The organism is Nostoc sp. 'Peltigera membranacea cyanobiont' 213, assembly GCF_002245975.1.
Taxonomy (GTDB): Bacteria; Cyanobacteriota; Cyanobacteriia; order Cyanobacteriales; family Nostocaceae; genus Nostoc.
Map to the genome: position 1 here is coordinate 21,488 of NZ_NOLI01000009.1, position 24,535 is coordinate 46,022.

A 24,535-nucleotide genomic window follows, 5' to 3' on the forward strand; every position below is an offset into this window, starting at 1 on the left:
CTTTTAAATAGATGCTATTGACCAAGACTGCCATCAACCAATTTTTTGCTCGAAACTGTCAACTTATACAATACAGTTTTTCGTCGGGATCAAGCTTGTTTAATCCAAAGGCCCACACTATGGTGAGCTAATAACACCTTAATTCTAAGAATTGTAAATTTAATAGCCTATTGCCTGCTAAAGTACACGCTTTCTTCCATGCCTTTTTCGCAGAATCAAATACCATTCCTTACATTACCACGGTATTTTCTACGTAGCTAGTTTAGCGCATACATTTCCGACGTTAGTATTACTGCATCGTAACATAAAACACATTTTTTGATTCAAGAGAGCATGTTTTGAAACAAAAACCAGCCGGTGGCTGGTTGATTTCCTGCTGTGTTGGGAGGATAAAAAGGTATGGAGGGGTGGAAAGCATCCGAGTTTTTAACTAAGCTGTAGTGCTGAGTTATCTTGGCTGCTATTGTTTGTGTAAATAAATGTAACACTTTGAAAGAAAACCTGCAACTTTTGTTTACATTTTGGTTTGTCGTTTGTCAGTTGTCATTTGCAAATAACTAATGACTAACCAGTGAGAAAAACGTATGCGCCCCAAGCCTGTGCTGCAACTGCCAAAAAAGTAGACCAGATGGGATGAGGGCTATAAATGGTTTTACCACTTTGGGTTTCCAGGGTTTGGATATCGATCCAAGGTGTTGCTCCTCGGCGGAACCAACCTGTAACGATAATTTGCCGACCAATGAGATCCTGGTGATTAACTGACTGTCCTAGCCAAGAAATGTGGTGCAATTTCACCAAACCCGCGCTGGATTGAAAGATTAAATCTTGCGCTAGGGAGTTGCTAGTGCCTTGACGACCTAATAGTTTGCCCACCAGGCGCACGCTGACACTATCAATAGGTAAGGCAGAAGGGTCAGCTAAGAGGTTGGGCAGGTAGTCGTCAGTTTGCACAGTAGCGGGTTTAATATCGGGGAAAAAAGAATTAATCCGCATTACTGTACCGATGCTAAAGCCAATTAGAAGGCAGCCTGTAATGAAAGACCAATCTTCATATATCCACTTTAGATTTAAAAACTTGAGTGTGAATGCTAGTTGCCACGTTAGCCAGACCAAAGCTGCAAACAGAACCCCTAAAGGAATTCCCAACCAGGGAGCAATTTGTAATAAGAAAGACTGACGCTTCACCTTTGATGGAACGCTAGCAAAATGTAGTTCAGTGTCTAGATGCCAGTGACGGGCGATTTGGCAGAGGCGTTCGATGCGATCGCCCATCAAAGGATGACTATTATTAATCGTAAACCATCGTCGATAGGGATTGGCAGTATCCCACTTCAAAAATGATTCAAAAGATAAATTGCTAGCAATAGTGCCCAAAGCAAGACTCTGCTGATGGCTAACTGGTGTCAACAGATTTAAGCTTTCCAGTTGCCAACTTGTCTCTTCCTGTTTTTGGATATCAGCTGCAATGCCAATAGCAATTTTAAGTAAAGCCCGAATCAGGGCGTTGGGATTACCAGTAATTTCAGCAGCGACGCGATCGCTATAATAAAGCCGCAACCGCGACAACCACAATCCAGTCCCAGTCAGTAAACACCAAACTCCATAAACTACACTAGCTAGAATCGTCACCGGCCAGCGCCAAATTTTGCCTGATATCTTGTCTCCTAACTGCGAAACTTGCTGATATAGCTTATGGATTGGTAGTGTTACCAGCAGCAACAAAGACATCACAGCAAAATCCCAGTGAGCAATATGCCCTAGCTGCGTGGCGTAGATAGTGGCGATTTCATCATCTGCTAGTTGCTCTAATAGCCCTTGACTCACAACAATCCTGGCATTACGTGGTAAAATACCGTAGGTCAGGATGATTGGTGCAGCCATTGGTAAAATTCGTAATTTGGGTAACGGCCAGTGGCGCTGTTGGCTGCAACGTTGAAGTACCCTAACAGCTTCACGGCTATGGGCATTCAATACATCTTTAGGAAATTCTCGCTGACCATACAACTTTGCCAGTAGCAGATCCAGCAACCAAGGTGATATTGCCATCAAGATCGCTAATACTATCAGCAACAATTTAGTAGGGTCGCGGTATAAAAGCTGTAACGGCTCCAGATAAGGTAGTTTGACTAAAGTTTGGTTGATTAATCCCATTGCCAACTTAAGGATTTCTCGCATCACCCAAAACAGGGCGATAAATGTCCCTGCTGCCAGTAGTCGCAAGGGAATTAATTTCGGTTTGCGTAGTGGTTGCCATGCTCTGGCACGTTGTGCTTGCCGCCAATAAATAACGCCGAATAATTTGGCTTGGGTGCGGGTAACAGAACCCATGAAGCCGTTTAGGGGTGTAGCAGGTTGTGGTAAGGGTGTCGCTACTGTGGCTTTGAGTCTAGTTAGTGGCACCATCGCGGGGGTGTCGGGAGTGTCGTCGCTTTTGGTTTCTATTACTCGATCTTCTGGCTTTTCCTCTAATGTAGGAGTTATCGGGATTGAATTTGGGGTTGAATTTGGGGTTGAATTCTCAAAAGCAACAAATCCAGTTTCGACAGTTTTTGATTCTCGATCGGGTTTTTTACGTTTTGTTAGGTGTTCGAGAGCGCGTGTTGCCCACTCTTGAACTTGTGGATTGTTACTCTCAATGAGATTCTGGGAAATAGCGATCGCCTTAGGAACTTCGCCAGTGCGAGCATAAGCCATCACTAAACCAACCTGGGCTTGTAAGCTAGCAGTACCATTATTTTGGCTGCTAGCAATAGGTTCTAGTTGAGCGATCGCTGTTTGGTAATTTCCCTGTTTGAGGGCAACTAAACCAGCCTCCAAAGACGGTTTGGCATGTGAAGGCATACAAATTCTGGCACTCCAATCTCTTCTAAGTGATCCACGTTTGTGCAAAAGCGCGAACCTCGGATGCCGTGGAAATCAACCGCACCCAAGTTTTGCTTGTCTAAGTGAATTGATCGAGAAAGAATTCAGCAGTAGAGCCGGAGCGTCTCCGGCTCCGTCAGAATTCAGATGAAGACTCAACTGAATTCTGGATTCTGTATTCTTCTTCATTCTTCCACTGATTGTTGACTAGAAAATACTGGAGCGATCGCGCTTAATTTTAACTCTGGATGGTCGCCCAGTAACTGTTGACAATTCCATTCATTGCGGAATAACAACACTGGTCGTCCCATACTGTCTTTAACTGTAGTGGTATTGAATATTCGTCCCACCTTTTCTAATGCTTCCCAACCACCCTCAACCCAACGGGCGACACTGTAGGGTAATAAATCTAATATGGTTTCTACACCATACTCATTTTGTAAGCGAAACTGCACTACCTCGAATTGCAACTGACCCACCGCCGCCAAAATTGGATCGCGCTTGGCTTCATCAGTTGAATACATAATTTGCACAGCACCTTCTTCTCGCAATTCCGCAACGCCTTTTTGGAATTGTTTTGACTTCGAGGGGTTGGGATTCCTCAGAGATGCAAACAGTTCCGGCGAAAAATACGGAATCCCTTCATATTCGAGCTTTTGTCCCGTGTAAATTGTATCCCCGATCGCAAAAACACCGGGATTGTTCAAACCAATCACATCGCCAGGATAAGCCACATCAATCGATTCCCGCTCTTGAGCAAAGAGTTTTTGCGGGCGAGACAGACGGATAAGTTTACCAATGCGGGCGTGATTCACCATCATATCTTTTTCAAACTTACCAGTACAGACCCGGATAAATGCAACGCGATCGCGGTGTTTCGGGTCCATGTTCGCTTGCAGTTTAAAGACAAACCCTGAAAATTCCGGGTAGGTAGGAGCGACTTCGCCCACACTACTGTGATGAGAACCGGGTTTGAGGGCATAGTCGAGGAAGTACTTGAGGAATAACTCTACCCCAAAGTTAGTCATGGCACTACCAAAGAACACGGGTGTCATCTTGCCTTCGTGTACCAATTGCAAATCTAGCTCCGGGCCAACTCCTTCTAAGAGTTCTAAATCATTTTTCAGTTGGTAGTAGAGGTCTTGTTGTAGCTGTTCTTCTATTTTTGGATCGCCTAATTCCACTATGGTATCACGGGCTTCTCGGCTGCCGTGGGCACTGCGTTCAAACAGGTGAATTTGTTGTTTGTGTCGATCAAAAACACCTTTAAAGCGATCGCCCATGCCAATCGGCCAATTGACTGCATAGGTTTGCAATCCCAATTCTTGCTCAATTTCATCCAACAGTTCTAGAGGTTCCCTTCCTGGGCGATCGAGCTTGTTGATAAATGTAAAAATCGGAATACCCCGCAACTTACACACTTCAAATAATTTGCGGGTTTGGGGTTCCAAACCTTTTGCCGCATCAATTAACATCACTGCATTATCGGCGGCGGCGAGAGTGCGATAAGTATCTTCACTGAAATCTTGGTGTCCGGGAGTGTCTAATAAATTTATTTGACAGTTCTTGTATTCAAATTGCAACACTGTGGAGGTAATGGAAATGCCCCGTTGTTGTTCCATTGCCATCCAGTCAGAGGTAGCCTTACGCTGTGCCCGTCGCGCTTTGACGGCCCCAGCTTCGTGAATTGCACCTCCGTACAGCAGTAGCTTTTCTGTTAGTGTAGTTTTACCTGCATCGGGGTGAGATATAATCGCAAAGTTGCGGCGAAGTTCAACTGCTTGAATAAGTTCAGACTGAAGTTCAGTAGACATAAATGTATTTGTTTGTCAGCTAGCTTAATTTTTTTTGACTCTGGCAAGTCTTTTAATCTTAAGACAACGATGCTCGTGATAGGGTCGTAGTATAACCAACAATCTGATTAAATAGGAGAAAGCAATGTACGACACAGACAAGCGAAAGCTTCTATCTGCCTTGTCTCATGGAGCCATTTTTTTCAGCACAACAGTGGTATCTGTAGGTATACCTATTGCCATACTGCTCGTATCTGACGATCCTGTTGTTAAAGAAAACGCTAAAGAATCCATCAATTTCCACTTTAATGTCTGGCTTTATGGCGCAATTCTAGGAGCGCTGTTTTTTCTATTCGGCTGGTTAGTGTTACCTCTATTATTGTTGGGACCACTAGCAGGTCTGGGATATCTATTACACTGGGGATTAACAATTTGGGCGCTCATCGGAGTTTTCAACAATCCTGATATACCTTTTCGTTATCCCTACATTTTTCGAGTTTTTTAGAAGAAATTATCATTGGGCATTGGGAATTGTCAGTTATTTTTATTAAGCTGTTGTGCCTTGAGTTTGTACACAACCAATCGCTAGGATTTTGCCAACATAGAGTCTTACGATTTTGAATTTTGAATTGCTTATGTTGTTTTTTTTCCAGTCCGTCGGATAGGTGCAACCAAGCTGTAGAATACAAAATTGCCCCACAACTTGATTAAGAGTAGGGCAAACGACAGTTAAGCACTGTTTGTAGTCTGTCTGACGGCAGGAAAATTTTAGCCTGCTTTTGTGACGCTTTATTTTGTGTCCATTTGCGTTGTTTTTCTTCATAAAATTTTATGTTTCCTACACATCGCCCCCGTCGTCTGCGTACTCATCCCCAACTGCGTCGGATGGTTCGTGAAACTGTTTTAACAACAAACGATTTAATCTACCCATTATTTGCTGTACCGGGTGAGGGAATTGCTAATGAGGTGAAATCGATGCCCGGAGTCTACCAACTTTCGGTAGATAAAATAGTTGAAGAGGCAAAAGAAGTTTATGACTTAGGAATTCCTTCTATTATTTTATTTGGTATTCCGGCTGATAAAGATGTAGATGCCACTGGCGCTTGGCATGATTGCGGTATCGTCCAAAAAGCAGCAACGGCGGTAAAAGCAGCAGTACCAGATTTGATTGTAATCGCTGATACTTGTTTATGTGAGTACACTAGCCACGGTCATTGTGGTTATCTGCAAGTTGGTGATTTAACAGGACGAGTTTTAAATGATCCAACTCTGGAATTGTTGAAAAAAACAGCAGTTTCTCAAGCGAAAGCCGGTGCTGATATCATCGCGCCTTCTGGGATGATGGATGGCTTTGTCCAGGCAATTCGTCAGGGTTTGGATGAAGCAGGATTTCAAGATACACCGATTATGTCTTATGCTGCCAAGTATGCTTCGGGTTATTATGGCCCATTTCGGGATGCAGCAGACTCGACACCGCAATTTGGGGACAGAAGAACTTACCAAATGGACCCAGGTAACGCCCGCGAAGCTATTAAAGAAATTGAACTAGATATTGCTGAAGGTGCTGATATGCTGATGGTTAAGCCAGCCTTGGCATACATGGACATTATCTGGCGGGTAAAGGAAGCGAGTAACTTACCAGTTGCGGCTTACAATGTTTCTGGTGAGTATGCGATGGTAAAAGCTGCGGCTCTCAATGGTTGGATTGATGAAGAGCGTGTGGTTATGGAAACTTTAACTGGGTTTAAACGCGCTGGTGCAGATTTGATTTTGACTTATCATGCCAAAGATGCGGCGCGATGGTTAAAGTAAGGTGGGCGATTGAGTAAGAGTTTAAGAAATCTCACGCAGAGGCGCTTCAGACGCAGAATTGTGTTTTGGTGTTTGGGCGTGAGATTTTTTGTATTTTAGGTTTGGCTGGTGCGAAATTCAAAAAAAATTAACTCATCCGCGTTATATTTGTCACACGTGTATTGCAAATCGGATAAAAGTTATGCTCAGTGTCAGGCTGGATGAAGAAACAGAACGGCAGCTAGCCGATATTTTAGCTCACGAGCAAACGGACAAGAGTGAGTTGATTCGACGCTTGATTGCTGAACGCTGGCTAACCTTGCAAGCGGATAAAACTTTGGTTGAGAGGCGGGGTGGACACCCTGAACATCTGCTACAAGATGCACCAACGGATTTATCGGAACGCTCAAACCGTAAGAAAGCGATCGCTCAATATCTCAACAAGCGGCATTCATGACCTACTATCCGCTTATACTCGCAGATAGCGGGTTTTTGTTTGCGTACTACAGCGCTAGAGATCGGTATCACCAACAGGTGCGTCGCTTCTTTGAAAACTGTACTTCTAGGCTGGTGACTACGCCCATTTGTATTGCAGAAGTGGTGTGGTTGCTCAACTTTGATTGGCGTACACAAAACGAGTTTCTTCTAGATGTTGCGAAACAACTCTATGAGTGTGAGCAACTATTACCGCAAGATTTTTCGCGCATTGCTGAGTTGAATACTCAGTACAGAGATTTACCAGGGGATTTTGCAGATTTATCCTTGATTGTCATTTCAGAGCGTTTGGATATTGCTGCGATGCCTGCGCCGGGCTAGCCTACGCTACTTTGGACAGTTATTTTGATATTTATCGGCGTTATCGGAAAAAGCCTTTTGTGCGGGTGTTATGGGGATAGCGATCGCTACTTAATTATAATTTTTTCACAGGACACCACTCGTAGAAAAGAATTGCTTCAGTATATTTCACACATTGATTCTACGTTTTATTACGTAAATAAGTTCAGCCGATTTGCCAAAAGGGGAGCGATCGCTCATAAAACCGATAAAATCGAAATAAAATGGCTTTGATATAAGTTATGGCAATTACTCGCTCTATCGTTGGGCGGTTCATTTAAAAAAACCAATCTCTAACTAGTGCGATCGCTAACCGTATTTGCGACAGCAGCACGATAAAATTCTAAAACTATAATCGTACTAAAAGGTCTAAATGGCAGAAACACTATTTTTCAACGCCTTACGGGAAGCCATTGATGAAGAAATGGCGCGTGACTCCAGCGTATTTGTTCTCGGTGAAGATGTTGGACACTACGGCGGTTCCTACAAAGTTACCAAAGACCTGTACCAAAAATATGGCGAACTCCGCATTCTAGACACCCCCATCGCTGAAAATAGCTTTACTGGCATGGCAGTAGGAGCAGCAATGACTGGGTTGCGTCCGATCATCGAAGGTATGAATATGGGCTTTTTATTGCTCGCCTTCAACCAAATATCCAACAACGCTGGGATGCTGCGTTATACCTCTGGCGGTAACTTTAAAATTCCGATGGTAATTCGCGGTCCTGGAGGCGTGGGAAGGCAGTTAGGTGCAGAACATTCCCAACGATTAGAAACCTACTTCCAAGCTGTGCCAGGGTTGAAGATTGTTGCTTGCTCGACACCAAGAAACGCTAAAGGACTACTAAAATCCGCAATCCGCGATGATAACCCCGTGTTGTTCTTTGAACACGTTTTGCTTTACAACTTGAAAGAAGATTTACCAGAAGAAGAATATTTACTACCCCTAGATAAAGCCGAAGTTGTGCGCGAAGGGAAAGATGTCACAATTATCACTTATTCTCGGATGCGGCATCATGTGCTGCAAGCGGTAAAAACACTTGAAAAACAAGGTTACGATCCAGAAGTTATTGATTTAATATCACTCAAGCCATTAGATTTTGATACCATTGGTGCATCAATACGTAAAACCCATAAAGTAATTGTTGTGGAAGAATCCATGCGAACTGCGGGTATTGGAGCAGAAGTCATCGCCTCAATAAACGATCGCTTATTCGATGAATTAGATGCGCCAGTACTGCGGCTTTCTTCCCAAGATATTCCCACACCTTACAACGGCAATCTGGAACGACTAACAATCATCCAGCCAGAGCAAATCGTGGAAGCTGTAGAAAAAATGGTGGCGTTGCGAGTCTAGGGATTGGGGACTGGGGACTGGGGACTAGGAAGATAACTCATTCCCAATCCCCGATCCCAGTACCCAATACTTACTCATAACTCCATAAAAGAGCGCTATTATAGCCTTTGTCAGTTGCGAGTTATGGTATGCAAAGACAGCGATCGCTATTAATTTTGATTTTAGTCCTGATAATCGCCGCGTTTACGGTGATTGCGACAATTCCCATACCCCTGGGACTGGACTTGCGGGGAGGTTCACAGCTAACAATTCAGGTAAAACCATCACCGGAAATTCCCAAAATCACCGAACGAGAATTGGAAGGTGTGAAGAAAGTTGTCGAAGGTCGGATTAATGGTCTGGGTGTTTCTGAACCAGTAATCCAAACAGTCGGCTCAGATAAAATATTGGTACAATTGCCAGGAGTCAACGATCCAGAGCAAGCCGAACGGGTGCTTGGGGGGACGGCGCAGTTAGAATTTCGTACCCAAAAGCCAAATACAGAAACCCAATTATTTGCTTTTCAAGCATCTAAGGCTGAATTGAAAGTCAAGCAAGAAGAGTTGAGAAAGAGTACTGACAAAGCAGCAATAGCTAAGAATCAAGAAGATTTACAAAAAAGCAATCAAGCGATCGCAGAATTGTTTGAAAGCACCAATCCACCACTAGGTGGCAAATACCTCAAGGATGCTTATGGTGAACCCACTCAAGGTAACAACTGGCACGTTACCATTCGCTTCGACCAAAAGGGTGGTGAACTGTTTGCCAATTTGACCAAAAATCTTGCTGGTACTGGGCGGAGTATTGGTGTTTTTCTAGACAATGAACTGATCAGCGCTCCTACTGTAGGTATAGAATTTGCTGCCGCAGGTATTGCTGGTGGCTCTGCCGTAATTACAGGACGGTTTACCGCACAAGAAGCTAATAACTTGGGTGTACAGCTACGTGGTGGCGCATTACCCGTACCAGTAGAAATCGCAGAAAGGCGGACGGTAGGGGCAACTTTAGGTAAAGATAGTATTCAAAGCAGTATTTATGCTGGGGTTGGTGGTCTGACTTTAGTATTAATATTCATGGTGTTTTACTATCGATTACCAGGACTAATTGCGGATGTGTCACTAGTGATTTATTCCCTCTTGACTTGGGCAACCTTTGCTTTATTGGGTGTTACCCTAACTTTGCCCGGAATTGCCGGTTTTATCCTCAGTATCGGTATGGCGGTTGATGCCAACGTGCTAATTTTTGAACGGACGCGGGAAGAATTACGAGCCGGAAAATCTCTGTATCGTTCTGTAGAATCTGGTTTTTACCGAGCATTTTCTAGTATTTTAGATAGCAATGTCACTACATGGATTGCTTGTGCTGCTCTGTTTTGGCTGGGGTCTGGTTTAGTCAAAGGTTTTGCTCTTACCTTAGCTTTGGGGGTGGCTGTAAGTATGTTTACCGCAATTACTTGTAGTCGGACATTGCTGTTTTTAGCAATTTCAATTCCCTCTTTGCGGAAGACAGAACTTTTCTGTCCAAACCTGCCAACATCGAATAAGGCAGAGGTGACTCCATGAAACTGAGTATTAACAAATCGCGATCGCTTTGGTGGACTATTTCTAGTGCGATCATTCTCGCTGGGTTCATCTCAATGGTGATTTCTTGGCAACAACCCAATATTCACGCACCATTACGCCCCGGTTTAGATTTTATCGGTGGTACAAGGTTACAGTTTGTTCGAGATTGCACTAAACCAGGCAATTGCGACAAGCCAATTAATATCAATGCTGTTCGGGAAGTAGCAAAAACCCAGGGACTAGGTGATAGCAGCATTCAGCTTATCTCCGAAAATGGTGCAGAAAATGGTGTACTAATTCGGACAAAAGATTTGGGTGTCGATCAGCGCACCAAGTTGCAAAATGCTTTAAGCGAAGAAATTGGGGTTTTTGACCCGCAAAAAAACCAAATTGACTCCGTTGGCCCTACGTTAGGAAAAGAACTTTTGAGGTCTGGGCTATTAGCTCTGATAGTTTCCTTCATTGGCATCACTATCTATATGAGCTTCCGCTTCCAATTAGATTATGCTGTGTTTGCGATCGTTGCTCTATTTCACGATATCTTGATTACAGTCGGAGCTTTTTCAATTTTTGGTTTGGTAGCGGGCATCGAAGTTGATAGCCTTTTTATCGTCGCCTTACTTACCATTACAGGTTTCTCAGTCAACGACACAGTGGTAATTTACGATCGCATTCGGGAAACCATTAAAATCAATCCTGAACGCCCAATTGCCGAAATTGTAGACGATGCGGTTAACCAAACTCTGACAAGATCCATCAACACGACCTTAACCGTCTTGCTGACATTAACTGCAATCTTTCTATTTGGCGGAGAAACGCTGAGAAACTTTTCCCTAGCTTTGATTATTGGCTTCACAATGGGAGCTTACTCAAGTATTTTCATCGCCAGTACTCTGCTGACTTGGTGGCGAGAAAAGAGTCAATCCCAAGTGGTAGAAAGCTTAGAGCCGATTGATACATCTGCTAGTTCTCAGGATAGCTAAACTTGTGTGCATTTCACAATTGGGTTAAAGCATTTTAAATTGCTCACTCATGCTTTGGAATTTTATTCTTCTATGGATCAACCTGAAGAACCATTAATTACTGACCCAGAATTTGAGAACTCTGACGCATCCTTTATTCAGCAAGTACAGAGGTTACACAAACTGACAATATATGGCAGATGGCTATTTGTTGCTTGTTTATGGCTTACCATTGCACCTGTTAGCTTGTGGGGTCTACGTACAGAAATTCCTCTGTGGCAACAATATTTTACCTGGGTAGCAGTGCGATATGGACTTTTCTATCATCCACTCTCTACCTTTGGTTTAGCCTTTTGTATTGGGATGACTGCCTCTGTTTTAGTTTGGCAAAGTCGGAATATCTTATTTGGACTACCACAGCCGGAAAAACAACGTTTAGAAAAACAAGTTTATCGGATACGTCAACAGGGGCCAACTCATCCTCTGTGGAAGTGGGTTTGTCATTAATTTTTTTTCTCGTTGCATATACATATACACGGACAGCAATTTTTAGCAAAATATGACTTAAATATACAAAGATACTGCCAAAAGTGGATGCCATACATGAATGAGTCTCGGATTCAATTTAGCGATCGCAAGTCTGAAATTGACCTTTACCAACTCCAAGAACTGTTAAACGTTTCTGCTTTCTGGGCAAAGGGACGCAGTATTGAAGATTTAGGTATAGCCATTACCAACAGTGAACCCGTGATTTCTGTGTCGGATAGCGCTAGACTCATTGGTTTTGCTAGAGCAACATCTGATGGCATATATCGCGCCACAATTTGGGATGTTGTAATTCATCCAGAGTATCAACATGGTGGGTTGGGAAGTAAGTTAGTAGAAACCATTTTGAGTCATCCCCAGATGAGGCGGGTTGAGCGCATTTACCTGATGACTACTCACCAGCAGGGTTTCTATGAAAAGATTGGTTTTCAAACCAACTCTAGCACTACAATGGTACTACACAACCTAACTAACCGCGCTTTTCTTACTACTACAGAAGTTCAGTTTCAGGAATTATTAGGGGGATAGAAATTTGTAGTCTGGTAATCTCCTGATGTGGTTCCTTCACAATGCTCGAAGGCAGGATTTCTAACTTTCCTCCCATGACTTCCACTAAAGTTTGATTGATTAATAGCCTCATTCCTGGGGAAAGAACAGCGTTCTTTGGGTCAATCTGGATATGCTGCCGATCGGATTCGATCAAATCAATCGGCTCGCTCCAGGGAAAAGCATGAGTTGGTACATCCAGCCAAATATTTACAAAATTATTTGTAGATATGGTGCTACTGGAAATACAGATGCTGCCTTCCTCCATTTGAGTAATGGCAGTGTCTATTAAACCGATCAATATTTGGCGGAGCCAGAGGTAATCTGCCAAAACATAAATATCTGGGTCGGCGGGTAACAATTGCAAGGGGAAATTGCGATTGGCCGCCAGCATATAAGTTAAGTTATGAACCTCTTCCAAAATTTGCGATAACTGTCTGGGCTGAATATCTAATTTATTAGTCCCGTGTTCTGTTCTAGCAACAGTGAGAATTTCATCCATCAACTTGAGCAACTTCAAGGTTCGCTCGTGAGCTTGAGCAATAAATTCTCGTTCTTCAGCTGGATCTTCACACAAATCTGACAAAATTAACTGATGCAAGCCAATCAAACCATTGAGAGGCGATCGCAATTCATGGGTAGTCCGCGCCAAAAAACCAGCCTTAAACTGGCTCATTTCCCTTGCCATTTGATATGCCAACTGCGTTTGCTGTAGCTGTTGCGATATTGTTGGTATATCCTCTTGCTCTAATGGCATTACAGGAGATGAGTTAGATGAAACCTTTGGCGATGCCTGCGACGGGCGTGGCCATCGCGCAAATAACCTATGAAAATTTATACCTAGCGCTAGTCCTGCTCCTAGATATATCCAGTTACTCCAATTCATAATTTGGCAATTATTAACTTGTTAATTGATCGCAACAACGCAAACTAAAGTTCCAGATTTCTCTGTTGTGAAAATCAGGAAAACAACATTATAACTACCTATATTTGGTTATCACTCGAAATATCTAACTTTATCGCACCTTGCCGTAAAATCTGCCAATTTATCCCTGTCCATTTCGCAACGGTGGAAGGTATACCCATCCCTGGTTCTTCTTGGTATTCTGTTGTTGCTAGAGTCAAAACTTGGGGAAACTGAACCTCTATTTCTGCGATCTTTTGCAAAGCCGGCTGTCCAGAAAAATTGGCGCTAGTGGTGGCAAGGGGGCCAGTTTGTGCCAAAATAGTTCGAGCGATCGCACTGTTTGGGACTCGAATGCCAATTGTTGTTGGATCGATGGGGTTCATAACTTTTGGTAAGTGTTGACTCGCTGGCAATACTAATGTCAACCCTCCTGGCCAATATTTATTAGCGACTTCTTGCCAAATTTTATACTCGTTCTCACTACCTTTGACATACAGCCATAAATCTTCAGCACTAGCAGCCATCAAAATCAAAGGTTTGTCTTGACTGCGTTGTTTCGCCGCAAAAATTAATGCTGCTTTTTCTGGTATCGCTGCAAGTGCAGGAACAGTATCCGTAGGAAAACTCACCAAAAAGCCAGCACGTGCGCCAACTATTAGGTCTTTGAGGGAAACTTGCGTCATCTTACTAAGTGAGTCGGCGAGAACAATTCAATATACCCCTCTTCTGTCACTCTCGGAAAACTTTTGCCATTTCTGAATTCTAGAGCTTTTGTATAGCAAGAGATTGCGCGATTATTTTCCAATAAAAAATACAAGACCAATTTTTGGCTAACAGTATAGCTTGTATTGATTGGTTCATAAGGCTTCTAGCGATCGCCCTCCCGGAAAGTGACAGAAGAGGGGTAATAGCGGAGATAATATCAATAACTGTATGTTCGCTCATTTGAAGATAGCAAAATAAATTAATGCCTTGAGCGAAAAGGAATAGGTGTATTTTATAACCCGACGGCATTACGGTTTAGGAATCAAGGGAGTCTAGAAAACAGTTAATTGATTCCGGTGCGGATATGGGGTAAATGGTAAAGATAAGTTCTTTTGTTATTGATGATATTCCAGTGATATTGGAATGGCTCAAACAGATGAAGATAGCAAAATTGAGAAAGAAAAACTCTAACTTTTATAAGCTAGGGCAAAGCGTTCAATTCCAGCTAAATCAGCGTGAATTTGAATATTGTGATAGCTACCTTGATTTTGCAAAAATTTTCTGACGGCATCCGCCTGTCCTGCCATCATCTCAATCAGCCACACGCCACCAGGTTGTAAATAACTAGGAGAGATTTCTATCAAATGGCGGATGCAATCTAAGCCATCACCACCACCATCCAAAGCTAGATGTGGTTCATGGTTAACTACTTCTGGTTGCAAGGTAGGTAAGGTACTGGTGGGTATGTAAGGCGGATTCGACACCATACCACTAAACTGACCTTTTAAGAATGCCAGTGGCTCCCACCAAGAACCTTGATAAAATTTAATCCGGTCAGCAAAACCCAATTTAGCAGTGTTGGTTCGGGCGATCGCCAAAGCTTCTAAACTGTAATCGACTGCATGAATCGTTGCTTTTGGCAAGACATCTGCTAATCCTAGTGCGATCGCCCCACTTCCAGTACCCAAATCCGCCCAATGTCCTGACACACCGTTAGCAGCTGCTAAAGCTAAATCAATTAAGCACTCTGTCTCTGGTCTGGGAATCAAAACTGCGCTTGACACCGCGATTTGAAAGTTACGCCAAGGTGTTACTCCGGCAATGTACTGCACTGGTAAGCGATCGCTCAATCGTCTCTGCCATAGCCGATCTAACTCTTCTAGAGGCAATTGCAGCTGAATTTGCGGCCAGTCTTTAAAAGATTCCAAACGCAGTGACAAGCGATCTAACCCAGCAACTTCTAAAAGCAGCCAATCTACTTCCGTTGGTGAGACATCAGTGGCGATCGCTGCTTGGATAGCTGCATTTCGCCACTGCCAAAGTTGTAAACCAGAAACTATCAGATGTTTCTCCCCCATACTTCAACCTTGGAGAGCATATCCGTTATTTTTTCGGCGCAGGTGACTGATTCGGCGCAAGCGATCGAATAAAACTGATGGACTCCCGCGATGGATACAGAACAATTTTATTTATACTAGGGTCGGTGCTGCTATTGAGAGCCTCCATAACACCATATAAATCCACTACCTGAATTTCAGTGTTGTCTGCTTCCTTTGGCACGGCTTTTTTGAATTGGTCTAACAGAGCCACTGCTTGCTCTTTTTCAAAAAAGAATGGGATGAACCGCTCGTTGCCTTTTGCAAGGGGAATGGTCAAATAGCTATTATCTTTCTTAAATTTAGGTACAAATAACGGAATACCATTGAATTGCTGCCCTTTTTTACCATTTTGATTCAGCATACTTGTTGCTGAAGCTACCTGTGCTTGCGTCGGGACTAAAGTATAAATTACAGAGTCTGATTTCTTTTTGCTTTCTTGGACTATTTTATAGTAGTCTGCCAAGGACAAAGGTCTGACCTGTAGCGTGCTTGCCAACTGGGGGTTTTCTTTTTTGAGCCGACTGTCAAGGAATTTTTGAGCGTCTTGCTTGCTAATAAAAAATCCCACTTGCGAGATCGTTTTGGATTCGTTTTTTCTCGAAAGAACTACGAATTCGCCTTTAGGATTGGTAAGGGTGAATACAGGTACTTCTTGGAGCTTTTTCACTATCTGATCTTGTGGCAATGCTACCGCCTCTAGATTGCCTATTACTGGTAGATTGCCTATTCCTGAAAGTCCCGTTAAAAATACACTCCCAGCTATACCCAATGTTGCGCCTAAGCGAATAAATGATTTCATGACTGCTCCTCGCATCAATAACCCAATTAAATTAAACAAATGGTTGGATTTGCACAGCACCAACTAGCTTTAGTTATATAGCAATCTATTTCAGTTGTAAAAAATTCATTGTGAGCGTTGAGGTTGAGTGTTAAGGGTCAACGGTCAGAATCCAATATTCTACAACTATTTAGGGTTGCTGTAGTATGGTTTTCACAAATAGACTGTGCAAAAGTTGGTTTTTATGGATTTCGCTTTGCTATTTACCACGAAATGCCGTAGATGCCTATTATATGTCTTGTCCGACAGTGAAAAGCTTTTCAGTCTCTCCGACCTTGGATATGATAAATGCCATTTTATCGGCTTTCTCTAATATCGGGTGACGCTATTACTAAATCAATCGTTCCATCTGCCCTTGCCTTAATATCTTCTCAAATCTGATAGAAAGCTCAGTATCACGAATATCTTACTACTTGAGGGCGAAATGCGTGTGTAACGGTTCAACAGCCAGACCAATACTCTAAAAGGCGATTTGTTCTTAACCGTAAAAATCTATAAATAAATCACACACTTTAGGAAGAAAAGCCTATCGAGTTCGCCTTAGCTATTAAATATATTATCTAAATCGGGATGACATATAAATAAATCACACACTTTAGGAAGAAAAGCCTATCGAGTTCGCCTTAGCTATTAAATATATTATCTAAATCGGGATGACATATAAATAAATCACACACTTTAGGAAGAAAAGCCTATCGAGTTCGCCTTAGCTATTAAATATATTATCTAAATCGGGATGACAGGATTTGAACCTGCGGCATCCTGCTCCCAAAGCAGGCGCGCTACCAAGCTGCGCTACATCCCGTTTCCACTCATCTACTTTTGGACTTTGGTTTTAATTTTCCATTAAAGCGAATCTCGCTTCACCAAAAGCATCAAATCTATAATATCACATCATACGGCTTATCCCTAATCTTTTTTCTGTTTTGCCAAGAATCAAGATAAATTACATTTTTACACTGACAAAGGTTTTTTGCCGACTTAGTTTTACAAGATATATATACACTTGCGCCTTCGTCGGCAGAAAAAAAGCAAAACCACATCAAAATAATAGATTGATTTTCACCATTTGACCTGATTTCCTTATGCAAATCGGGTTTTATTTTGATCGAGTGCTAGTGAGGATACCAGAACATGCCTTTAATGCCTTCTGGATCAGCCAGAAACCCCATAGTCCGGTAGAAATCTACAACATGGGGGTCGGCGAAGAGAGTGACATTACTAATTTCTTCACTTCTAAGTTTTTTCAGAACGTATTTCATTAGTGCCTTACCCAGTCCTTGACTTTGGAAGTCTGGGTGAACCACCACATCCCAAATAGTGGCATTAAACGCGTGATCTGAGGTAGCGCGGGCAAAACCAATGAGCCGCTTTTGGTTTCCTCTCACCTGCCACATTGAGGCGACAAGAAAACTATGCTCAATAGCTTTTTTCACTTTTCTTAGAGGACGACGCGACCAACCAACTGCATCACAGAGTTCTTCTAGCTCATACAGGTCAATATCTCGCTCCGTACTGAAGACGATGCGAGTTTCCTTTGAAGAAGCTTCGCTAATGCTGGTGGGGTTGGAGTTGCCCGCAGCATCAACACGTTCTTCAAAGGGGTTTGTCCTAGTTGTCGCTACAGATTCAGGAGTACTAAACCAAGTTTTCCAAAAACCCATGCCACCGTGGTTCGGGTAGTATAACTAAATCGGTTTCCACTCTCAGGAGTGTTGATTCATGTTTAACATAGCTATCTCCATTTACTATCCCTTACACTCAAAGTTTTTCGGTTGTTTTCGGGATTTCCAATGGTAACAGCTAGTTAGAGCGTGTTTCACACCAATCATTTTCAACTTTAGCATTTTGTTGTAAAGGCTAGGAGAAATTCACCAAAAGGGTAAGGATATAAACTAATTCAAAATTCCAGATCGCATCCTGTTCAGTTCGCCCTGCTTACTTGCTAATGCAATTGGACACCGAAGTTATGATTGTCAGAAGCCTCTCCTTCAAATTAAAAATTTAATATGGAAAAACCAAATCCTGGCAATTGCTCGTATAGAGCTTAAATGCACGTTAGCTTAGGAGTGAATTGTATACAAGAAATTGAGTATTTGGGAAAATTCTTCCCCAGTCCCTAATCCCCAGTCCCAACACCCAACACCCAGGTGACGAAAGCAAGCGAGTCTTACCCTTAACAATGGCTTCTGGTTTAAAATCTTCAACACTGGAACTCCTAAAGCGCTTTAATCGAGCGTTTCCCCAGTTTTATGAGCAATTTGTCAGCAGTGAGATTCAACTGCAAAATTTACGGTTAGCCTACCGTCTCTATAAAACTAGACGCGCTGTTATTGAACTGAAACCGGAAGGTAGTAAAAGTGCTTTGCATTTTGCTTACCGCAACCAATCTTTTCTCCTCAGCGATATTTTTGGTGTACTAGCAGCTTATGGGTTGACTATTCACGGTCTGAGTCTATACGGTCAGATCCGTCCGCCGATGTTAGTTTTTATCAAATTATTGGTATCTCGTGGTAGTAAAGCCTTAACCGAGAAAACCGCAGAAAATGTCTGTCGCGCCATTCGCGAGGCTTTAGGAGGTCGGTTTGAGGTAGAAGAGATGCTGGCAGTAGAATTTAATCTTGATACTGGCTTAGAGCAGGTACAAACTGAGTTCTATGTCGATCCGGTCTTTCATCTCCCTGCCCTAGTAATTGAAGCCGATAATCAACCAGGATTATTCTACAAAGTGATGTATGCCATCTGGCAAGAAGACCTGCTGGTAGTCAATGCCAATTTATTGGTTTGGCGCGGGCGTACACGGCTAATTCTCTACTTGTTGGGGCCAAATGAAAGCCTTATTCCTGAATATCTCGGTCACAAAATTGCCGAAGGTGTGCGACAGAGGTTGCTGGGGAAATGAGAAAGTGAGGAGTTATCAGTTAAAAATTAACAATTCCTAACTCCTCACTCCTAACTCTCTTTCTATTCCGTATTTAGTCGCACTCGCCCTTCGGGTTACGATAGAAATATGGCAACTATCGAAATCTTGGGCGTTCCACACGCATACGAGCTAACGGCTCCCACTTCTTCCTGCCCCCATGCTTTAGTATTTATTCACGGTTGGCTTAATAGCCGTGGATATTGGCAACCTGTGATTTCCCGCCTGTCAGATGATTTGCAGTGCCTTTCTTATGATTTGCGGGGTTTTGGTGAATCCCAGTCCCAGGTAAAAACCGATTTTAGTGGGGCCCAAACTTCTCTGAGTCTGATGCCTATTTTTAGTAGTGGGCTTGGCTCGCCAATCAATTCTCTTTATACTCCTGTTGCCTATGCTCAGGATTTAGCCATTCTCCTAAAACAACTGAATATTACCAGTGCTTGGCTAATTGGTCACTCATTGGGAGGTACGATCGCTCTTTGGGGAGCAGATCGAATGCCTGAATGTGTTAAGGGAGTTATCTGTATCAACGCTGGCGGTGGTATTTACCTCAAAGAAGCCTTTGAGCAGTTTCGCTCGGCGGGTCAGAAATTCTTGCAAGTCCGCCCGCGTTGGCTATCCCAAGTGCCTTTGATTGATTTGCTGTTTACTAGAGCCAGTGTACTTCGTCCTTTAGACCGTCATTGGGCACGTCAGAGGTTAATTGATTTCGTTCTGGCTGACCCGGAAGCAGCGTTAGGAACTCTGTTAGATTCCACAACTGAGGAAGAAATCAATCGTTTACCTGAGCTAGTATCTCAACTGAAGCAGCCAGTTTATTTTTTGGCTGGTGCGGAAGATAAGGTTATGGAACCCAAGTATGTGCGCCATTTAGCTAGCTTTCACAGGCTGTTTCAATACTGTGGTGACAATGTTCTGGAAATTCCTCATTGCGGACATCTAGCGATGTTGGAACAGCCGGATGAAGTAGCCGCTCGAATTCGGTCAATAGTCATTAGTCAATAGTCATTAGTCATTAGTCATTAGTCATTAGTCATTAGTCATTAGTCATTAGTCATTAGTCATTAGTCATTAGTCATNTGGTTATTCACAAATTACAAAGGACAAATGACAAATGACTAATGACTACTCAAAAGAGTGATACAACTTCATCACTTGGGTCAGTGCTAACCTGGACTCAACGCCTAGTGTGAGGGGTGATGTATGACCACGGGATAGATGATCTGCGGCGGCACAGCCGATCATGGCGGCGTTATCGGTACAGAATTTTAGAGGTGGGAATAGGACGCGGAGGTTATGTTGAACGGCTGCGGCTTGGAGATTTTTTCTTAATCCGCTATTAGCTGCTACACCGCCACCAATAGCAATTGTATCTAGACCATAGTCTAAAGCACAGGCGATCGCTCTTTTGGTTAGCGATCGCGCTACGGTTTCTTGAAAGCTAGCTGCTACATCTGCTACTGGCACTTGTCTACCATCTTTTTCTAATTGCTGCACTAAACGCAATACAGCCGTTTTTAACCCACTAAAACTCGCATCATAACGATGAAACCCGCCGCCCGGTAAAGAAACTTTTCCTTCTGGTAAGGCAAAGGCTTGGGGATTTCCCTGCTGTGCCAACTTGTCAATTACTGGCCCACCCGGATAACCCAGCTTTAATAATCGCGCCACTTTATCAAAGGCTTCACCTGCCGCATCATCACGGGTTTGTCCTAGTGTTTCGTAACTACCACAATCTTTGACAAAAATCAAGCTTGTATGTCCGCCAGAAACTAATAAACTCAAGAAGGGGGGATTTAAACTTGATTCGCTCAAGTAAGTTGCATAAATGTGACCTTCCAGGTGATGAACTCCCAAAAATGGCTTGTTGTGTACCATCGCTAGGGTTTTAGCAGCAGTTAACCCGACTAACAGCGCTCCTACAAGTCCAGGGGCACAAGTGGCGGCGATTGCGTCAATTTTTCCCCAGTCTAGCTGGGCTTGCTCTAGGGCTTGTGCGATCGCAACATTTATCGTTTCCAAGTGCTGGCGAGACGCGACTTCCGGCACTACCCCGCCATACTGTTGATGAACTGGAATTTGCGACGCTACAATACTGCTGCAAACTTTACGATTCTTAACAATTGCGACGGCAGTTTCGTCACAACTGGTTTCTATTGCTAAAACGGTTGTCATTGAGGTAATCAGTACTGAGTCTGGAGTCCTGAGTAATAAAGAGAAAATCTTGCTTCTTTACTACCCTACAACACCAATTCTTATACTCAGCACTCAAGACTTGCTACTCCATTTTGGTTGAGAAGCTTTAACTTTTATTTACTTAAACTTTACTCGGTTCCCACCCAAGAGTATGATGACTTCCTAGTTATGCAAATAAACAACTGTACAAGCCGCTTCGTTTTGTACAAAGAACTTCTTGTTTTGTAATAAAAGGAAACAACTCTATGCGACGATTGTTTGCTTTGATGTTAGCGATTTGTCTTTGGTTCAATTTCGCCTCCCCAGCACAAGCTTTAGGGGCTAATTTGACACCGTGCAAGGACAATCCCGCTTTTCAAGAGCTAGCAGCTAATGCCCGTAATACAACTGCCGACCCCGAATCTGGGAAAAAGCGGTTTGAGCGTTATTCTCAGGCGCTGTGCGGTCCTGAAGGCTACCCCCACTTGATTGTTGATGGTCGTCTAGATCGGGCTGGTGACTTTTTGATCCCCAGCATTCTGTTTTTATATATTGCTGGCTGGATTGGCTGGGTAGGTCGTGCCTATCTACAAGCGATCAAAAAGGAATCTGACACTGAACTCAAAGAAATCCAAATCGATCTTGGTTTGGCACTACCAATCATCGCTACAGGTTTTGCTTGGCCAGCTGCTGCTGTTCAAGAATTACTCTCTGGCAAATTAGCAGCTAAAGACTCAGAAATCCCTATTTCTCCACGCTAAATCAGCTTAATTAATTCACTTCGTTTTGGAGACTAAATTCATGGCAGCCAAAGGCGATCAATCAGCTTATTTGATCAAATTTATTTCCACAGCACCTGTGGCAGCTACCATCTGGCTGACAATCACAGCAGGTATCTTGATTGAATTCAACCGCTTTTTCCCCGACTTACTTTTCCACCCACTACCATAAGTGGAAAATGGAATTTAGCACAGTTGAATTTCTTGTGTTTTGCCTAGAATTATGTAGTAGATGTATTCAGCTTAGTTAGCCAGAATTATCACCAAAATAGGCAGCACAAAGAGTTTTTTGAAACTCGCGATCCTGTTTACAGTTCGCGAGTTTCACGCTTTTAAAACTAGCTAAATTAATTTTTCTAAACTTCTTAGCCAAAAGACATCTTTAGCTACAATTATTATTAATATAAAAATGCCACCATTTTAAATTTAGAGGCGAACATAAAATATGGCACAAGCTGTAGATGCATCAAAGAATCTCCCCAGCGATCCCAGAAATAGGGAAGTTGTTTTCCCTGCATTTCGCGATCCGCAATTGGGCAACCTAGAAACCCCAATTAATTCTTCTCCCTTGGTCAAGTGGTTCATTAATAACTTACCTGCCTATCGCCCAGGTTTGTCTCCTGCTAGACGCGGTTTAGAAGTTGGACAGGCTCATGGTTACTTGCTATTTGGCCCCTTCGCCAAATTGGGCCCGCTGCGGGATACAGCTAACGCTAACTTGGCTGGTTTACTAGGAGCTATCGGCTTGGTGGTTTTGCTCACCGCTTGTCTATCCTTGTATTCCAATAGCAATCCCGACAAAGCACTTTCTAGCGTTACCGTACCCAATCCCCCGGTAGATGCTTTTAACTCTAAAGAAAGCTGGAACAACTTTGCCAGTTCTTTCTTAATTGGTGGTATTGGTGGTGCAGTAGTTGCTTACTTTTTGACTAGTAACCTTGGACTAATTCAAGGTTTATTTGGTTAATTGAGAAATTAAGAGTTAGGAGTTAGAAGTTAGGAGTTAAATTTCATAACTTCTAACTTTTAACTCCTAATTAACTCTTAGCTTATTTAAACAAAACCGTTTCAATGTCATTTAAAGCAGTTTCAAAATCGTCGTTAACGATTTGAATATCAAATTCATCTGCTGCTTGAATCTCTTCTTGGGCGCGGAGTAGACGACGTGCGATAGCTTCTTCAGAGTCTTGGGCACGAGAACGTATTCGTTTCTCCAATTCATCAAAAGAAGGCGGTAAAATAAAAATGCTTAGGGCACTGGGGAAGGAAGTACGAACTTGTCTTGCACCTTCTAATTCAATTTCTAGCACTACCAACTTACCAGAATGAATTTGGTTAAGTACAGCTTCGCGGGGAGTGCCGTAATAGTTACCAGCAAATTCTGCCCATTCTAAAAATTCACCTTCAGCCACTAATTGTTCAAACTTACTACGGCTGACAAAGTAATAATTTTTGCCATCTATTTCCCCTGGACGGGGAGAACGAGTTGTTGCAGATACTGAAAAATAAAGTTCTGGGTGACGTTGTAGGAGCGATCGCATTAAAGTACCTTTACCAACCCCACTGGGGCCAGTTAAAACAATCAACCTACCTAAATATAAGCATTCTTCGGTGGTAACACTACTCTGGATGGGTAAAACTGGCATTATCCCCTCAACCTGTGAATCATCAATACATATTATTCATTAGTCTTGTGTTCCCGGCCAAGTCCGCTAGTACACTAAAAAGTTTGTAGCAAGGGCGACAGAAAACTTATCTAATTCACATAGTACTGCCGATCCGGTGCAAAGAAGAGTAGGAATAATCCACTGCTAATTATCTACAGTTTGATGATCGCGGGAAATTACAAAGCGATTCGCTACCGTTTCTGGCTGAATCGCCGACAGAATTACGTGGCTGGAATCGGTGATAATTACGGCCCTAGTCCGACGACCGTAAGTTGCATCAATCAGTTGACCTCTGTCCCGTGCATCAGTAATAATCCGCTTAATTGGGGCAGACTCTGGACTGACAATGGCAACTACTCGGTTAGCAGACACAATGTTACCAAAGCCGATGTTGATTAATTGGATCTCCATAAAAAAACTCACGCCAAAGGCGGTTTGAGAAGTTTGAAATAAACTTATTTCTATGTTATCGCCAAAGAACGGGAGTTACAACGCTTAAATTCAAGCCAGCCTTCGTTTTTAAATAATGCCTGCTTTTTTTAGCTGATAAACAGCTAAATTTCGGGAAAATCTTCCCAAAGACATAGACGCAATTTCACTGATACCAGCTAGTTGGATGATGTACATTTATTTTGTTTGCAATAAGTATTTGACTCAGAAATTGATGGAGAGCAAAATCGACTTTTTCCAGAAGTTAGGAAAAGAAAAAAAGTAATAAAAGTAGCTTTCCCCCTCTTGGAAAAGCTACTTTTATCGCTTTTCGTTTGTATACAATAGACTCTGCTCTCCCCTAAAAGGCTACGGTGTACAGACAAGTATTGCCGCAGCCAGATATTTTAAATCTCGCACTGTGCTTCCATCCCACCTTGGAATGAATTCTGAGTCTTATAGTTGAAGCCCACGCTTAGGAATGCGGATTAAATAAAGTGCAAT

The 24,535-nt window shown here is 42.8% G+C and carries 24 protein-coding genes and 1 tRNA gene; 14 read left to right on the plus strand and 11 right to left on the minus strand.

The annotated features are described in order from the left end of the window. Window positions 1–564 precede the first annotated feature (564 nt). A complete protein-coding gene (locus CDG77_RS04360) occupies window positions 565–2,841 on the minus strand; it encodes a M48 family metalloprotease (protein ID WP_094328196.1) in 2,277 nt (758 codons plus the stop codon). Window positions 2,842–3,047: 206 nt separating this feature from the next. Further along, a complete protein-coding gene (gene prfC, locus CDG77_RS04365) occupies window positions 3,048–4,676 on the minus strand; it encodes a peptide chain release factor 3 (protein ID WP_094328197.1) in 1,629 nt (542 codons plus the stop codon). A gap of 124 nt (window positions 4,677–4,800) precedes the next feature. Between prfC and CDG77_RS04370 the strand changes: the two genes are divergently transcribed. From CDG77_RS04370 to CDG77_RS04415, 9 genes are all read left to right on the plus strand, one after another. Continuing rightward, a complete protein-coding gene (locus tag CDG77_RS04370) occupies window positions 4,801–5,160 on the plus strand; it encodes a DUF4870 domain-containing protein (RefSeq protein WP_094328198.1) in 360 nt (119 codons plus the stop codon). A gap of 326 nt (window positions 5,161–5,486) precedes the next feature. Further along, the gene (gene hemB, locus CDG77_RS04380; protein WP_094328200.1) at window positions 5,487–6,467 is read left to right on the plus strand and encodes a porphobilinogen synthase; all 981 of its coding nucleotides are present in this window, start codon (window positions 5,487–5,489) and stop codon (window positions 6,465–6,467) included. Window positions 6,468–6,648: 181 nt separating this feature from the next. Beyond that, window positions 6,649–6,903 (plus strand): hypothetical protein, encoded by a 255-nt coding sequence (locus CDG77_RS04385; protein WP_094328201.1) that lies wholly within the window; start codon window positions 6,649–6,651, stop codon window positions 6,901–6,903. Continuing rightward, window positions 6,900–7,262, plus strand: a complete 363-nt coding sequence (locus tag CDG77_RS04390) for a type II toxin-antitoxin system VapC family toxin (RefSeq protein WP_442946410.1) — start codon at window positions 6,900–6,902, stop codon at window positions 7,260–7,262. The genes CDG77_RS04385 and CDG77_RS04390 overlap by 4 nt, the downstream gene beginning before the upstream one ends. 391 nt (window positions 7,263–7,653) lie before the next feature. Continuing rightward, window positions 7,654–8,637 carry an alpha-ketoacid dehydrogenase subunit beta gene (locus tag CDG77_RS04395; RefSeq protein ID WP_069070088.1) on the plus strand — a complete coding sequence of 328 codons (984 nt, stop codon included), beginning with the start codon at window positions 7,654–7,656 and terminating at the stop codon, window positions 8,635–8,637. A 128-nt stretch (window positions 8,638–8,765) separates the two neighbouring features. Beyond that, on the plus strand, window positions 8,766–10,178 hold the full coding sequence (secD, locus tag CDG77_RS04400) for a protein translocase subunit SecD (RefSeq protein WP_094328202.1): 1,413 nt from the start codon (window positions 8,766–8,768) through the stop codon (window positions 10,176–10,178). Then, complete coding sequence (gene secF, locus CDG77_RS04405) at window positions 10,175–11,161, plus strand: protein translocase subunit SecF (RefSeq protein ID WP_094328203.1); 987 nt, start codon at window positions 10,175–10,177, stop codon at window positions 11,159–11,161. The genes secD and secF overlap by 4 nt, the downstream gene beginning before the upstream one ends. Before the next feature lie 72 nt (window positions 11,162–11,233). Further along, window positions 11,234–11,647 carry a hypothetical protein gene (locus CDG77_RS04410; RefSeq protein ID WP_094328263.1) on the plus strand — a complete coding sequence of 138 codons (414 nt, stop codon included), beginning with the start codon at window positions 11,234–11,236 and terminating at the stop codon, window positions 11,645–11,647. A gap of 96 nt (window positions 11,648–11,743) precedes the next feature. Then, window positions 11,744–12,214 (plus strand): GNAT family N-acetyltransferase, encoded by a 471-nt coding sequence (locus tag CDG77_RS04415; RefSeq protein ID WP_094328204.1) that lies wholly within the window; start codon window positions 11,744–11,746, stop codon window positions 12,212–12,214. Here CDG77_RS04415 and CDG77_RS04420 read toward each other — a convergent pair. The 6 genes from CDG77_RS04420 to CDG77_RS04450 form a co-directional block, all read right to left on the minus strand. After that, on the minus strand, window positions 12,177–13,118 hold the full coding sequence (locus CDG77_RS04420; RefSeq protein WP_094328205.1) for an ATP-binding protein: 942 nt from the start codon (window positions 13,116–13,118) through the stop codon (window positions 12,177–12,179). The genes CDG77_RS04415 and CDG77_RS04420 overlap by 38 nt on opposite strands. A gap of 98 nt (window positions 13,119–13,216) precedes the next feature. After that, window positions 13,217–13,822: an L-threonylcarbamoyladenylate synthase gene (locus CDG77_RS04425; protein WP_094328206.1), complete on the minus strand. Its 606-nt coding sequence runs from the start codon at window positions 13,820–13,822 to the stop codon at window positions 13,217–13,219. A gap of 489 nt (window positions 13,823–14,311) precedes the next feature. Then, window positions 14,312–15,202, minus strand: coding sequence for a peptide chain release factor N(5)-glutamine methyltransferase (prmC, locus tag CDG77_RS04435; protein ID WP_094328208.1), 891 nt, complete (start codon window positions 15,200–15,202; stop codon window positions 14,312–14,314). Between the two features lie 25 nt (window positions 15,203–15,227). Beyond that, entirely contained in the window at window positions 15,228–16,022 is a 795-nt protein-coding gene (locus CDG77_RS04440) for a Tic22 family protein (protein ID WP_190233906.1), read from the minus strand. A gap of 770 nt (window positions 16,023–16,792) precedes the next feature. Further along, window positions 16,793–16,866, minus strand: a tRNA-Pro gene (locus tag CDG77_RS04445). 310 nt (window positions 16,867–17,176) lie between these two features. Further along, on the minus strand, window positions 17,177–17,725 hold the full coding sequence (locus tag CDG77_RS04450) for a GNAT family N-acetyltransferase (protein WP_094328210.1): 549 nt from the start codon (window positions 17,723–17,725) through the stop codon (window positions 17,177–17,179). Between the two features lie 518 nt (window positions 17,726–18,243). Between CDG77_RS04450 and CDG77_RS04455 the strand changes: the two genes are divergently transcribed. Next, window positions 18,244–18,963 (plus strand): hypothetical protein, encoded by a 720-nt coding sequence (locus CDG77_RS04455; RefSeq protein ID WP_012410214.1) that lies wholly within the window; start codon window positions 18,244–18,246, stop codon window positions 18,961–18,963. A 108-nt stretch (window positions 18,964–19,071) separates the two neighbouring features. Further along, entirely contained in the window at window positions 19,072–19,986 is a 915-nt protein-coding gene (locus CDG77_RS04460) for an alpha/beta fold hydrolase (RefSeq protein ID WP_094328211.1), read from the plus strand. A 120-nt stretch (window positions 19,987–20,106) separates the two neighbouring features. On the opposite strand, the gene tsaD is transcribed toward CDG77_RS04460, so the two are convergent. After that, the gene (gene tsaD, locus CDG77_RS04465; RefSeq protein ID WP_094328212.1) at window positions 20,107–21,156 is read right to left on the minus strand and encodes a tRNA (adenosine(37)-N6)-threonylcarbamoyltransferase complex transferase subunit TsaD; all 1,050 of its coding nucleotides are present in this window, start codon (window positions 21,154–21,156) and stop codon (window positions 20,107–20,109) included. A gap of 266 nt (window positions 21,157–21,422) precedes the next feature. Between tsaD and CDG77_RS04470 the strand changes: the two genes are divergently transcribed. The 3 genes from CDG77_RS04470 to CDG77_RS04480 all read left to right on the plus strand — a co-directional run bounded on the left by CDG77_RS04470 (window position 21,423) and on the right by CDG77_RS04480 (window position 22,902). Next, complete coding sequence (locus CDG77_RS04470; RefSeq protein ID WP_094328213.1) at window positions 21,423–21,917, plus strand: Photosystem I reaction center subunit III; 495 nt, start codon at window positions 21,423–21,425, stop codon at window positions 21,915–21,917. Between the two features lie 40 nt (window positions 21,918–21,957). Continuing rightward, window positions 21,958–22,107, plus strand: coding sequence for a photosystem I reaction center subunit IX (gene psaJ / locus CDG77_RS04475; protein ID WP_094328214.1), 150 nt, complete (start codon window positions 21,958–21,960; stop codon window positions 22,105–22,107). A gap of 273 nt (window positions 22,108–22,380) precedes the next feature. Beyond that, on the plus strand, window positions 22,381–22,902 hold the full coding sequence (locus CDG77_RS04480; protein WP_094328215.1) for a photosystem I reaction center protein subunit XI: 522 nt from the start codon (window positions 22,381–22,383) through the stop codon (window positions 22,900–22,902). Window positions 22,903–22,984: 82 nt separating this feature from the next. Here CDG77_RS04480 and gmk read toward each other — a convergent pair whose 3' ends face one another. Further along, window positions 22,985–23,581: a guanylate kinase gene (gene gmk / locus CDG77_RS04485; protein ID WP_094328216.1), complete on the minus strand. Its 597-nt coding sequence runs from the start codon at window positions 23,579–23,581 to the stop codon at window positions 22,985–22,987. 165 nt (window positions 23,582–23,746) lie between these two features. Continuing rightward, complete coding sequence (gene remA / locus CDG77_RS04490) at window positions 23,747–24,013, minus strand: extracellular matrix/biofilm regulator RemA (RefSeq protein WP_012410221.1); 267 nt, start codon at window positions 24,011–24,013, stop codon at window positions 23,747–23,749. Between the last annotated feature and the right edge of the window lie 522 nt (window positions 24,014–24,535).